At 68.4% G+C, this 12,912-nt stretch carries 10 protein-coding genes; 7 read left to right on the top strand and 3 right to left on the bottom strand.

From position 1 onward, the window contains the following. The first annotated feature begins 26 nt into the window (after positions 1-26). Genes LADH09A_RS17285 through LADH09A_RS17260 form a run of 6 tightly spaced genes read left to right on the top strand, consistent with a single transcriptional unit; the run spans position 27 to position 2,707 of the window. On the top strand, positions 27-425 hold the full coding sequence (locus LADH09A_RS17285; protein WP_238646346.1) for a hypothetical protein: 399 nt from the start codon (positions 27-29) through the stop codon (positions 423-425). A 59-nt stretch (positions 426-484) separates the two neighbouring features. Beyond that, complete coding sequence (locus LADH09A_RS17280; protein WP_238646344.1) at positions 485-883, top strand: YbaB/EbfC family nucleoid-associated protein; 399 nt, start codon at positions 485-487, stop codon at positions 881-883. Further along, positions 880-1,191, top strand: a complete 312-nt coding sequence (locus tag LADH09A_RS17275; RefSeq protein ID WP_238646342.1) for a WXG100 family type VII secretion target — start codon at positions 880-882, stop codon at positions 1,189-1,191. The genes LADH09A_RS17280 and LADH09A_RS17275 overlap by 4 nt, the downstream gene beginning before the upstream one ends. A 6-nt stretch (positions 1,192-1,197) precedes the next feature. Next, positions 1,198-1,686, top strand: coding sequence for a WXG100-like domain-containing protein (locus LADH09A_RS17270; RefSeq protein WP_238646340.1), 489 nt, complete (start codon positions 1,198-1,200; stop codon positions 1,684-1,686). After that, positions 1,679-2,236, top strand: coding sequence for a hypothetical protein (locus LADH09A_RS17265; RefSeq protein WP_238646338.1), 558 nt, complete (start codon positions 1,679-1,681; stop codon positions 2,234-2,236). Before LADH09A_RS17270 ends, LADH09A_RS17265 begins: the two co-directional genes overlap by 8 nt. Continuing rightward, a complete protein-coding gene (locus LADH09A_RS17260) occupies positions 2,237-2,707 on the top strand; it encodes a hypothetical protein (RefSeq protein ID WP_238646336.1) in 471 nt (156 codons plus the stop codon). It abuts the gene before it with no gap. Positions 2,708-2,883: 176 nt separating this feature from the next. Here the strand turns inward: LADH09A_RS17260 and LADH09A_RS17255 are convergent, their stop codons facing one another. Together LADH09A_RS17255 and LADH09A_RS17250 are read right to left on the bottom strand one after the other, a co-directional pair. Further along, the gene (locus LADH09A_RS17255) at positions 2,884-3,846 is read right to left on the bottom strand and encodes a hypothetical protein (RefSeq protein WP_238646334.1); all 963 of its coding nucleotides are present in this window, start codon (positions 3,844-3,846) and stop codon (positions 2,884-2,886) included. Next, positions 3,843-5,972, bottom strand: a complete 2,130-nt coding sequence (locus LADH09A_RS17250) for a restriction system modified-DNA reader domain-containing protein (protein ID WP_238646333.1) — start codon at positions 5,970-5,972, stop codon at positions 3,843-3,845. Before LADH09A_RS17250 ends, LADH09A_RS17255 begins: the two co-directional genes overlap by 4 nt. 565 nt (positions 5,973-6,537) lie before the next feature. Here LADH09A_RS17250 and proA point away from each other — a divergent pair. After that, on the top strand, positions 6,538-12,513 hold the full coding sequence (proA, locus tag LADH09A_RS17245; protein WP_238646332.1) for an anti-phage protein ProA: 5,976 nt from the start codon (positions 6,538-6,540) through the stop codon (positions 12,511-12,513). A 47-nt stretch (positions 12,514-12,560) separates the two neighbouring features. Here the strand turns inward: proA and LADH09A_RS17240 are convergent, their stop codons facing one another. Further along, entirely contained in the window at positions 12,561-12,776 is a 216-nt protein-coding gene (locus LADH09A_RS17240) for a Uma2 family endonuclease (protein WP_238646330.1), read from the bottom strand. Positions 12,777-12,912 lie beyond the last annotated feature (136 nt).

Below are 12,912 nucleotides of genomic sequence, written 5' to 3'. Positions count from 1 at the left end.
CGGGGGCGATGGCGAGAGGCGGAATTGTGACCGACCCGATCATGGTGACCGCGGCGACGACGCTCGTCGCGTGGGCGACGACCGAGCTGGCTCAGAGTGGCCGGGTAGCGGTGTCTTCCTTGATCGGCTTTCTGCGCAGCCGGTTTCAGCACGAGCCGGCAAACCATGCCGCCATCGAGGACGCCTTGCAACAGCCTTCGCCAGAGGCGGTGGGCCGCCTCGCCGAGCTCCTCGAACGGGAGTCGCGCCGCGACGTGGCCTTCGGAGCCGAGCTGCGATCGCGGTGGTCGCAGGTCGAGGCCACCGTCGCCGAAGGTGTCGGCGGTGTAGCCAACTCGGTCTCGGGTGACGTGGACGGGCCGGTGGTGCAGGCACGTGACGTCCACGGCGGGATCCATCTTGGCGAGCGTCCCGCTCGGCGCTGACGCTGCGTACTGAGCTGATATCTTCCTGTGTTGTGGCGAGTGAACGTGAGCTGTCTTCCATGGACGATCTCCTGACCGAGACGCGTCGGGCGTTGGAAGCCGTGGGGTCCGGCCGCTCGGAAACCTTCGCCGATTCCCACGAGGTCCCTGCCGCCCATGGCAGCGCCGCAGATGGGCTGGTCACCGCCACCATCACCGGCGGCAGACTTGACTCGTTCATGATCGACCCGCGACTGATGCGCTTGCCCTCGTGGGAGCTGGCCGAGCATGTGATGACCGCCGTCAACGAGGCACTCGACGTCCTACGAGGAGGCCGGCCTGCCATCGGGCAGCCCGTCGACGTCGACGCCTTGGCGGGCGGCCTGCACAAGGTGCAGGACCAGTCGATCCGGCAGATGGCCCAGATGGGCCAGGCTTTGCAGGACGTTGTGGCGCTGCTACGTGAGCCGCGCCGATGAGACCGCTGGACGTCGACCCGGCTCAGCTACGGGAGGCCGGTGAGGCAGTGCGGACGGCGGCAGGTCAGCTCGGCGAGCGGTGGCAGCAACTTCGGGGGACGGCCGACGCGATGGGAGACATCTTCGGTGCGGACGATGTCGGTGGCTTGATTGGCGTGTCCTACCAAGCCGCCCACCAAATCGCAGAGCGATCGGTCACCTCCGTTCTCAACGCGCTGACCGGCTTCGCTGACGGCCTTGTCGGCATGGGCAACGCCTATGATCAGGTCGAGGAAGACAATGCCGATCTGTTCCGTGCGTTGGGCTGACCCACGATGGGCATCCAGATTCCGGGGGAGCTGTCCGGCCTGCTGAACGAACTCGGCTACATCTGGCCGGAGAGCGACGAGGAACGGCTTTTCGAACTGGGCCAGGCGTGGATCGCCTTCGCGGCGGAGGCCGACAGCGTCGCCTCCGCCGCAGGTCAGGCCGCCGCGATGCTCAGCGACAACCACGGGGAGGCGTTGGAGGCCTTCCGTGCCCAGTGGGCCCACACCGACTCGGCGCCGGAGGTGCTGCAGGGCATCGGAACCGGAGCACGCGCAGTCGGAGCCGCGCTGTTGGTGTGTGCCATGGCGGTGCTCGCTCTGAAGGTCAACGTCATCGTCCAGTTGGCTCTGCTGGCCATTGCGATCGCTCAGGCTATCGCCACGGCTGGGCCAACCCTGGGCGCCTCGTTGCTGGAGATCCCTATCTTCAAAAAGCTGATCGACATTGCCATCGACTTTCTGATCGGACAGGCGCTGGAGATCGTCCTTGGGTAGGCGCGGCCGGAAGGCGGGAAGCGAGGTCGCCTCCGGCATCATCGCCAAGGCCGCGTCAGCGTCGATGCGCGAGGCCAGGGAGGTCGGGCCGGGGGCCGCCGATGACGCAATTGATGCGGCCCGAAGAGCCATCCCCGGTCCAGCCGGCAAGATCCCTCTCAAGCCGCCGCATCCGCGGCACAATCTCGACAGCATCCGGCCAAAGAATCCCTCGAAGGAAGTCAACACCGTCGTCCTGCCCGGCACGGACGTCGCCAAGGACCTGGATGACATCGGAGCCGGTCGTGCCACCTGGGACCCAGAACGACAGCGCTATCAGGTCAACGGCCGCACCTACGCGGTCGAGCCGAGCGGCACGGTTTTTCCTGAGGCAGGTCCCGGCCTGGCGCAGTTGAACCGCGCCGAGTACGGCGCACTGAAGGAGTACATTGCCGCTGGCGGCGACATCGAGAAGGCAAAGGGCGCGATGGCCCGCAATCCGTTCCTGACCGAGGCCGCGCAGGAGCGGGCGCTGGATGTCTTCCGCCACCACAAGAGCTACCGGGGGTAAGTGTTGCGCTATCAGATCCACTTCGAGAAGGAACTGCCCGCAGCCGCTCTGCGGCGGATCCTCAAAGAGGATTACGGCATCTCAGCCGACGCCGTCTACGTCGGTCGAATCGAAGACCGAGCGGTCGATGACCCGCGGCCGATCGCCATGCTCAATCCCCCCGACGAGGATGAGGGATTCGGATGGATCCTGACCGGGGACACTGAGCTCGCCGACGCCACCGGCCAGGCGGAGCGGGAGTTTGCGGCGACACTCGCCCGAACCTTCGGGGTGCGTGCGCTGGTCGATGACGGCAGCATCCACCCCGACCGGTGGTTGCTGGTCAGCACCGACGGCAGCAGTGGGCGGGTCGTCACCGACGAGGACGCCGCAGCCGACGGGGACCTGCGGGTGATCCACGCCCTCGAACCCATCAGCGGTGAGCCGCAACTCGCCGTAGTGCCGCCACCCGACTGGGCCCGCGACTGGTGACCGACTAGCTCCAATCTCTCATTCGGGTAACCCTGCACGCCCGCTGTTCGACGGACCGGGTTCGCGACGCGTATGACGGTGTGCTGGCATGCAGACGGCCTGGGCTTCGGGGATCGGGTCGGTAAGTTTGGGGATTCCGCCTGCCTCCGATGACGCCAACCGGGTCCTGCCGGCTGTCAGACGATGACCGTGGCCACATCGGGCAGTAGGACGGTCAGATCGATCAATTCGACGCGAGCGGCGGGGCCGGCGGTGAAGTCGCGAATCGGAACGTCCAGCGGTCCGAACCGTTCCTCGAAGCGCTGCCGCAGTCGGGGCGAAGACCTGTTGAGTCCCCACGCCGCAGTGCTCCTCGCACCCCTCAGGAAGTGGATGGCTGGCGGTCCGGCGACGTAGAGCTGGGGTCGGCGACCTGACGTGTCGAGTGCCAGGTGGACCAGGTCGGCAAAGACGCCGCGCTTGCGCATGGCGTCCGCACCCTTCCATACCGACATCTTGAACTCGGCGATCCTCCGATCGGTTTCCAGATCATAGGGTCTGCTCAGGTCGTTGCCCGCCGCAAGCGACGGCCGGCAGACGACCCGTTCGCCGGCCTCCATGATTTGTGGCAGCACCAGGGTGATCGCCGCAGCGTGGATCACGTCGCTGAGACGGCCGGCGTGCTGGCGTACCAGGAGCGCGGCGCGCAGCAGCTCCGAGCCCATGCCCGCCTCCTCAATGAGCGAGGACGCCGCTCGACGGTCGGCTCCGTCGAGTTGCGCTTCCAGGTCGGAGATTCGGCCGGTCAGGTCAGCGGAACCGAGAAAGGCGAGCAGCATCGCGAAGGCTGCCGCCAGGTCTGGTCGAACCTCGGATGAGACCGACGACGGGTTCGTCCCAGCACGTGCATTGCCCTTCGTGCGAATGCTGGTCGGGAGTTCCAACGCGTGGAGGTGCCGCAGGGCGGTGTGTGAGGTGAAGGCGCTTCGGTGCAGACCCGTGACAGCGCCGAACACCTGCTTCACAGGCCAGCGGATGCCGTCGATCTCGACCCAGTGTTCGCGCAGGTCCTGGCGGTTCAGGTCTGCCAGCGCGACCCGGACTGCCTCGACATTGAGCGAGTAGGTCCGGCCGTCGAGCCGGAAGGTGTGAGTCTTCACGCGCGATACCGACGAACCAGGTCGAGGAAGTTCCGCAGCTTGGCCACGTCGGTGGGCTTGACCGGGTCGGGATTGAAGTGCATGACGTTGTTGCGGACGCGGCGTAGCCGATCGAGACGCTTGATGAAGACCTTCCGGTCGAGCGGCCACCCCAACTGCTTCCAGCAGTCCGGGTTGTCAAGCACCGCCTGGTACTGCCCGACGGACATCGACTCGAAGGATTTGAACGACAGTCCGGCCGACAGGCACGCCTGTTTGACGGTCTCCTCGTCGAAGGTGTTCTGCAGGAGCTGCCGCAACTCCTGGTCGATCTCTCCGATGAGGAAGAACGGAGTCGCCGTCTCGTCATACTTGCGCACCACGTCTGCGGCGGTGAGAATTCCGGTGATCTTGCGCTGGTCGTCTCGGACGAAGATGAATCCATCCTGCTGCAGTGTTCCCAGCACGTCGAGCAACCGTACGTCGTAGTCGAAGACTCGGGTAGCCGCGCGGCGATCGATCGCGTCACTGAACGTGGCAGTCCCGTCGCGGTGCTTGGCGGCCGCGATGGACTCCCAGCTCACCGCACCGTGCAGCGTGTACGGGTTGGCGAGCACCGCGATCTGGGAGAAGTCGTCGACCTGCATTGCAGTGATCGCCTCCTCGAAAGAGGCAGCCGGGGACACCCAGGTCAGTGACATGTCGTCGGGCAGGAGGTTACCCAGCGTCAACCCGACGTCGACGCTTTCCTCATCACTGGCGGAGGATGGCGGCTCGCTGTTGTCGGCACCGGGCTCGACCGTGACCGTGGGGTGGTCGCCTTCCGGCACCATGATCCGGATCGTTTTGTCCAAGCTGACGGTGCGGAAGTCGGGGACGGTCGTCAGCCCGTGGTTGGCCAGGTCGGCGTCGATCTGCACACTCGCGGTGCGGTCGCGGTCCTCGATGCCCCAGTGCTTGATGAACTCGCGGACGGTCAACGTACGTGGTCGACCCGCTTCGGCATCCGCCCGTGCCTCCTCGAGCAGCGTGAAACGGCGTCGTACCGCCTCCGCCTCCTCGTGCGGACGCGCGTGATCCGCCCCGACCTCCTCAGCGACATCCTTGAGTAGCTGTACCCGCAACTGGTGGAGCGTCTGCCCGCTGGGCTGGACCCGCCAGACCGCCCACCCGGGCACCGCGACGAGACCTGAGACCTCGACGGCGGCACGGGAGGGAGTGGCGAACTCTCGGCCGTCGGGAAGGCGAAGCTGTCCACGGGTTGTCACGGTGGCCCGGTACGGGGTCTCGCCGATCCGTTGTTGAAAGGTCAGCTCGGTGCCCGGAGATAGCAGCCCCGCGTCGAGCAGGTCCGAGATCCGGACACGGCGCCCGTTGATAAGAAGCTCTCGACGGCTTTGTCGGTACGGGTCGTTCGACATGTTGTCGCTTTCATCATCAGGGGTGGATGAGCCAGGGGTGGATGAGCCAGGGGTGGAAAAACCGGAGCCGTGGTCCTCGGAATCCTCACTATCCTCCGAGGTGTCGGAGTAGGAAACCAAGATTGGCTCAGCGTCAAGGGCGCTACTCGCGACCGCGAGCGCTCGTTCGCTCGCCGAGATCTTCGTGAGTTCGCTGGCACACCACTTCCATCCGAGGACGGAGAGTTCGTTGGCGGCGCGACCGAGCACGGTCTCCTCATAGCCATCCACCAGCCGTACTGCCACCCGATCGGCGTGTTCGTGGACGCGGGGCGCCAGAAACATCAACTTGGCCTTGCGCCCGGAGGTTCGATCAGAGCGGTCATAGCCGGTTGGGGCCGCAGTTAGGTCCCCCTGACGCCACGCGTTGACCACTTCAACGATGGCCGGGTAGTCAGTCACAACGGTCACCCGGTAGGTCGGCATGAGCCGGTGTAGCGCCCAGAACAGCGCCCGTGCCTCAGCCGCCAACTCACCGTCGCCGTCGAAGCGCCGCTGAGTGGTGGTCGCTCCGAACCCATAGTGGCCGTCGTCTGCGACGTAGCCCCAGCCTCGAGGATGCTGGTGTTCACTTGTCTGTAGCTGGTAGCAGCCGACAATGGCGACTTCGACCGGGCTGTCGGCGGGCAGGACGAGCTGCCGTAGCTGGGCCTCCCGTATCCATCGGTCGCGCCGGACGAGCTGCATACCGCCACGCTTCGCTTCCTGCGGTGTCGCCGGTCGCAGTGGCTCTGGCCCGTTACAGATTCGCCGGACCCTCAGACTGCGCCAGGGCTCGGGATGGATCCACCGATCGCCGTGCTGAGTGCAGATGACGCCACAGTGACGGCAGATGTGCTCGTCGGCGGTGATCGCGTCCGTCACGGAGGAGGCGCCAATCCCTCGGGTTCAAGTCGTCGCAGCGTAGGTGATGGTCGAGAGTGCAGGTGTCGCGAATCTGACGCGCGTGTGCTTCAGGACTGTCGGGCAGATCAGCCCGGAAAGGGTTTGGCGACGACTGCGGCCGGTGCTCGCGTACCCTCGCCCGGTTCGAAGTGGCCGGCGCGGCCTGCCGACCGTCGGGTACGGCTGCCCTGGTCTGCGACAGCGCCAGGAAAAGGACGAGTCGCGATCCGCCGCACCGGCGGGTAACCAATTGATACCCCCGACCCGGCGGTCTCAGCTGGATCGGGCCCGTACGGCCGGGGCCATCCCTACTGGTCGGGTGACCGCTAGGCTGGCCCTCCCTGGTCTCCCACCTGGAGAAACGCCCATGTCCGACAGCGTCTTCGCGCAGTTCACCGCCGACGACGACCAGCTCGAAGTCGGGCTGCTCGTGCAGCCGGCGATCAACGCAGCCCTGGTGCACAACCGGGTGCCGTTGGTGCGTCACCTCACGCTCGTCAACCGAGGTGCGGTGCCGCTGACCGATGTCACGTTGACGCTGGAGCTGCGAGGCCCGGACGGGGCGCTGACCGAGCCGTGGACGCGTACCCTCGCTGCGCCGTTGCGCCCTGGGGCCAGCACGAGCTGGGACGACTTCCGCGACTTCACGCCCGACCGCGTGCTCCTGTACCGCACCGATGAGGCGTTCCCGGTCGACTACACCCTTCGGGTGCAGGCGCAGGAGGAGGCACTGCGGCTGGTCGCGCCGTCACGAGTGTTGGCGCACAACGAGTGGTTCAACAGCCCTGCCCTGTACGACAGCTTGGCGGCCTTCGTGCAGCCGAACACGCGGGCTGTGGAGGCGGTTCTGCGGGCAGCCGCCCAGCTCCTGCTCGCGCGGACCGGCTCCGGCTCTCTGCAGGGCTATCAGGAGGGTTCGGAGCGGGCGGCCCTGATCGCCGGCGCCGTGTACGAGGCGCTGCGCCAACTCGAGATCACCTACCAGACCCTGCCGGCGTCCTTCGAGAACACCGGCCAGAAGGTTCGCACGACCGCGGCGGTGCTAGACGGCCGGCTCGGCAACTGCCTCGACCTGTCCGTCACGTACGCCGCGTGTCTGGAGGCGGCGGGGCTGCACCCGCTCATCTTCGTCAGCGCGGGGCACGCCTTCGGTGGCTTCCTGCTGGAGGAGGAACGGCTGGGCTCGGCCGCCGTGACCGAGACCAACCTGCTGATCTCGATGGTGGACTCCGGCCGGGCCGTGCCGGTCGAGCTGACCCGCATCGGGCCGGGCACACAGTCGGCGGCCTTCACCGAGGCTGTCCGCGTCGGGCTCGGCCACTTCCGCGGCGACGGCGAACGCACGCAGGGCGTCGTCGACGTCCACCTCGCCCATCGGTCGGGGATCCGCCCGCTGCCGTCAGCCGACGAACTGATCGTGCCCGCCGCGGTCGACGCCGAGGCGACGGCAGAGATAACAGCGTCCCTCGACCTTCCGCCCGGCGTCGCCGCCGCGAAACTGCGCCAGTTCGCCGACGAGGGCGAGGAGGTGCCGCAGCAGTCCGACGGGTCGCCGGCGCGCGTCCAGCAGTGGAAGAAGTCGCTGCTCGACCTGAGCCTGCGTAACCCGCTGCTCAACCTGCCCAAGCGTGGCCGTGGCCTGGATCTGCACGTGCCGGCGGGTGCGCTGGCACTGCTCGACGACCTCATTCACGACGGCCGTCAGGTGCAGGTCATTCCGCAGGACGACATCAGTCACGTTCACGAGCTGGCCGGAACGCGTCGGGCGCAGGACCTCGACGCCGAGATCCTGACCCGGGAGCTGCGAACCGATCGGCGTGTCTACGGCGCGGTCACCGACGCCCGCTACAAGACCGCGATGCGCGCGCTGCAGCGCGAGGCGCGCACAATGGAGCAGGAGACCGGCAGCAACTACCTCTACCTGACCATCGGCACCCTGGTCCACACCAAGACGACCGGGGGAGAGGCGTACGCGCCGCTGTTCCTCCTACCGGTACGCATCGAGGGCGGCAGCGGCCGTCGCCCGTACGCGATGGTCATCGACGGCACCGAGGTCGCCAGCCCGAACTACTGCCTGATCGAGTGGTTGCGGGTCAAGCACAGCGTGCGGATCCCGGAGTTGGAGCGACCGGTCCTCGACGAGCACGGCATCGACATCGCCAAGACCCTGGCCGCGATCAACACCGGGCTGCTCGACAACCGGCTCAACTACCGCATCGATGAGACCGCCAGCCTTCGGCTGGTGCAGTTCTCCACCTTCCAGATGTGGCGGGACCTCACCGACCACTGGCCTCGGTTCATGGAGAACCCGGTCGTCCGGCACCTGGTCGAGTCCTCCGGCGCCACGTTCGACGATCCCGCCCGCCCGGAGCACGACGTCGAGATCGCCGTCGACGAGGCCGACCTGCACCTGCCCATCCCGGCCGACGGGTCGCAGATGCAGGCCATCGTGCGCGCCGAGCGGGGCCACTCCTTCGTGCTGGAGGGCCCGCCGGGCACCGGCAAGTCCCAGACCATCACCAACATGATCGCCCGGGCGGTCAGCGCGGGCCGGTCGGTGCTGTTCGTCGCCGAGAAGCAGGCCGCCCTGGAGGTGGTCAAGCGCCGCCTCAAGCAGATCGGCCTCGGCCCGTTCGCGCTCGACCTGCACGGGCGCAAGCAGTCCCTCAACGCGATCCGCCAGCAGTTGCGCGACGCGCTCGACCAGTACGACCAGGGCGGCGACGGCACGTGGACGGCCGTCGAGACGGCCTACCGGACGCGGCTCGCCCCACTGACCGAGTACCCGGCCCAGGTGCACACCACCAACCCCGTCGGGATGTCGCTCTGGTCGGCCTACGAGCAAACCCTGGCGTACGGGGACGGACCGGTCGCCCCGATCCCGGTGGCCTACCTGCACGCACCCGCCCCGGCGCGCGCGCAGGTCGAGACGACCCTGCGGGAGTTCCCGGCGGCCGCACGATCGGCCCGACTCCGGGCGGCGCACCCGTGGGCGATCAGCGGCTGCCGCACCCTCGACGGGTTGCACGGCGCCGCGGTCACCGAGATCGCCGGTGAGCTCGAACGTCTCCGCGCCGACCTCGCCGCCCACCCGTACCTGGTCGAGTTGCTGCGGACGCTGCCCGCCCCGGAGACCGTGAGCGAGTTACAGGCGGGTGCCTGGCTGGCCGTACGCGGACTGCTGCCGGACCGGCAGACCACCCTGCACGCCAGCGACCGGCGGTGGGACGAGGCGGTCAATCGTCTTCAGGCGGACCTGGCGGCCTTCCGGCAGGGCTTCGCCGGTGAGCTGGCCACCTTCCGGCAGGACGTGTTCACTCGGCCGGAGCTGACCGCCTGGCACGGTGAGGCCCAGGAAGCGGCGAAGAAGCTGATCGGTAAGCGCAAGCGTCGGCAGGCCATCGTGGATCGACTGGCGGTGCACCTGGTTGCCGGTGCGACGCTCGACGTGGAGCGGGTGGAGGTTGCCACCGGTCGGCTGGTGGCCGCCCAGGCGCAGGCGGCGACCCTCTACCAGCATGTCGTTGCGGTGAGCGGGCTGCGGCTGTCGCAGTGGCAGCCCACGGATCCCCACGCGCAGGAGCGGCTGACCGAGGCGATCGAGGCGACCCGCGTCGGCCGGACGCTCCTGGCTCGGCACCCGCAGGCCTGGGAGCTGTTTCACGGCGGGTTCACCGATGTGGATGCGGTGCTCCTCGACCGGTTCGCCTCGCGGTGGCGGGCCTGGCGCGGAGTGCTGCGTTCCGGTGGGGCCGAGCTGGCGCTGTGGGCCGCCGGTTCGCACTGGACCGACGCCTGGCAGCGCGACGGCGCGGCCTGGCTGCACGAGTTGCAGAGCGAGGAGTTGTTCCCGCTGCGCCGATGGTCGACCGTCCTGGCCCACGCCGACGTTCTCGCCTCGGCCGGTCTCGCCGACTATCGGGACCAGCTGCTGCGCACCGAGGTGCCCGCGCATCTCGCCGAGGAGGTCTACCGGCGGGGAGTCGCTACGGCGTCCCTCGCCGAGCGGGTACGGGCCGGTGGCCTGCAGTACTTCGACCCGGAACTGCACGACGACGAGATCAGCCAGTTCGAGGCGGCCGCCAGTGAGCTGCGGTCCGCGCTGCCGACGCAGCTGCCGTCGGTGCTGGTGCGCCGCCGCCCCTTCAGCCCGGCCGACCGGCGTGGGCGCTTCGCTGACTTCGCGGCCGAGCTCCGCCGTAAGCGGGGCGGGCGGTCCTTCCGGGAGTTGTTCGAGCAGTACGCGGACGCGGTGCTCGCACTGACCCCGTGCGTGCTGGTCAGCCCCGCGTCCGCGGCGAACTTCCTGGCGCCGGGGAGCCAACGCTTCGACCTGGTCATCTTCGACGAGGCCTCGCAGATCCGCGTGGCGGAGGCGATCGGCGCGATGGGTCGGGGCAGCGCCGTGGTGGTGGTCGGCGACTCCCGGCAGATGCCGCCGAGCAGCATCATGCAGGCCAGCCACGGCGTGGACGAGGTCGACGAGGGCAACGGCCCGGTGCCGGAGGACCTGGAGAGCATTCTCAGCGAGGCCGTCGAGTCGGGACTGCCGCAACGGTGGCTCTCCTGGCACTACCGCAGCCACGACGAGTCACTCATCGCCTTCTCCAACCGCTACTACTACGACAACAAGCTCTCCAGCCTCCCGTCGCCCGGCGCCGCCAGCTCGGCGGGCGTCAGCTGGCGGCGCGTCGAGGGCCGGTACGACCGGGGCGGATCCCGCACCAACGAGGTCGAGGCGCGGGCGATCCTCGCGGACATCACCCGGCGGTTACATGATCCGGCGACCGCCACCCAGTCCGTCGGCGTGGTCACCTTCAACATCCAGCAGCGGGACCTCATCCTCAACCTGCTGGAGGAGAGCCCCGACCCGATCATCCGCGAGCACCTCTCCGGCGCGGTCGCGGAGCCGATCTTCGTCAAGAACCTGGAGAACGTGCAGGGCGACGAACGGGACGTCATCCTGTTCTCCCTGGCCTTCTCCACCAGCCTGGAGACCGGCCAGCTCCCACTGAACTTCGGCCCGCTCAGTCAGGTCGGCGGCGAGCGGCGGCTCAACGTGGCCATCACCCGCGCCCGCCGTCAGGTCGTCCTCTACTCGTCGTTCGACCCGTCCGACATCGACCTGTCCCGCACGTCCGCAGTGGGCACCCAGCACCTGCGGGCGTACTGCGAGATGGCCGCCGCCGGCGCGGAGCGCCTGGGTGACCTCGCCACCGACCGCACCGAACGGCGCAGTCGGATCCGCGAGGAGGTGGCCGCGGCGCTGCGCGACCGCGGCCACGAGGTCCGTACCTCGCACGGCCTCTCCGACTTCACAGTGGACATCGCCGTACGCAGACCAGGCTCGCCACGGTGGCAGGTGGCCGTCATGCTCGACGGCCCGGACTGGAGCGCACGCCCGACGGTGGCCGACCGGGACTCGGCACCGACGCTTCTCCGCTCGATCATGGGTTGGCCGGAGGTCGTGCGGTTCTGGCTGCCGGCGTGGATCCACGACCGATCGGCGCTGCTCGACCGGGTCGACGAAGCGGTCACCCGGGCCGACGCCCCCACCACCGCCGAGCCCGAGTCGTCACCGGTCGCAGCGGCGCCCGAAGCCGTCGAACTGCCGCAGCCACGCTCCGCAACGGATGCGGAGTCGCCGCGCCCGACACCGACCGCGGAGGTGCCGCAGCCGCGCCTCACGGTGGACGAGGAGCCCTTCCGGGGTCAATCGTCGACACCCGTCACCGCACTGGCCACCACGACCACGGCGACGTCGGACGCAGACACCATCACGGTGAGCCCATTCATCCCGTACGTCCCGACCCCGCTCGGCGACCAGGCCGACCTCGACCTTCTGGCCACCGACCGGCGCGTACGTGACCTGATGCGGAACGCGCTTCGCGAGATCATCGAGGCTGAGGGGCCCATCGAGCAGCACCGGCTCGCACGCCTCGCCCTCGCCCGGTTCGGTTTCCTCCGGACCCGGGAGGACCGGCGTACCGCCGTACTGTCGCTGGTCGACTCTCGCCGCGTGTACGCGCATCCGACCGTGAGCCGGTACGCCTGGCCCGAAGGCGCCGACCCGCAGAGGTACCGCGCGTACCGGGTCACGCAGGCCAGCAACGACCGCGCGTTCGAGGAGGTGCCACCCGAGGAGGTGGCTAACGCCTTCGTACACGTGCTCCAGGGCATGCCGAGCATGGACGAGGAACGGTTGCTGCGCGCCGGCCTGGAACGGCTCGGCTACCGCCGCCGCACCGAGAAAATCGACAAGCTACTCCGGTACGGGCTGCACGTCGCCGTGACCAGCGGTCGTCTGCGCTTCGACCAGGAGGGCCGCCTCACCCACGGCTGACGAGGGTCACCACTCACTTCGGCAAAAGGCGCGAGGTCTGGGCCGCTTCAGCCCAGGCCGTGCTCGTCAGATCGGGTGTTGAGGACCCAGGCGAGCGGCATGGTCGCACGGGCGACGTACTGGTCGCCGTCGAGACGGTGCATGGGGACGGTCTGCGCCGCGTCCTGGTCGACCACCCAATATTGGGGGATGCTGGCGGCGGCGTATTCACTGCGCTTGGTCACGGTGTCGACACCCTCGGAGTCGGGTGAGACGATCTCCATAACAAGGAGTACGTCGGCGACCGGCAGCCACACCGTCGGCCTGAGCCTTGCTCCACACGACTAAGTCGGGAATGCGTCCGCCGACGCCGCCGTCACGGCCCGGTATGCGTAGCCCGACTGCTTGGGCAATGTGTTC

Source organism: Micromonospora cabrerizensis, from assembly GCF_022230955.1.
GTDB lineage: Bacteria > Actinomycetota > Actinomycetes > Mycobacteriales > Micromonosporaceae > Micromonospora > Micromonospora cabrerizensis.
Note: the sequence above shows the minus strand (reverse complement) of the source record. Positions and strands in the feature narration are given on the sequence as shown.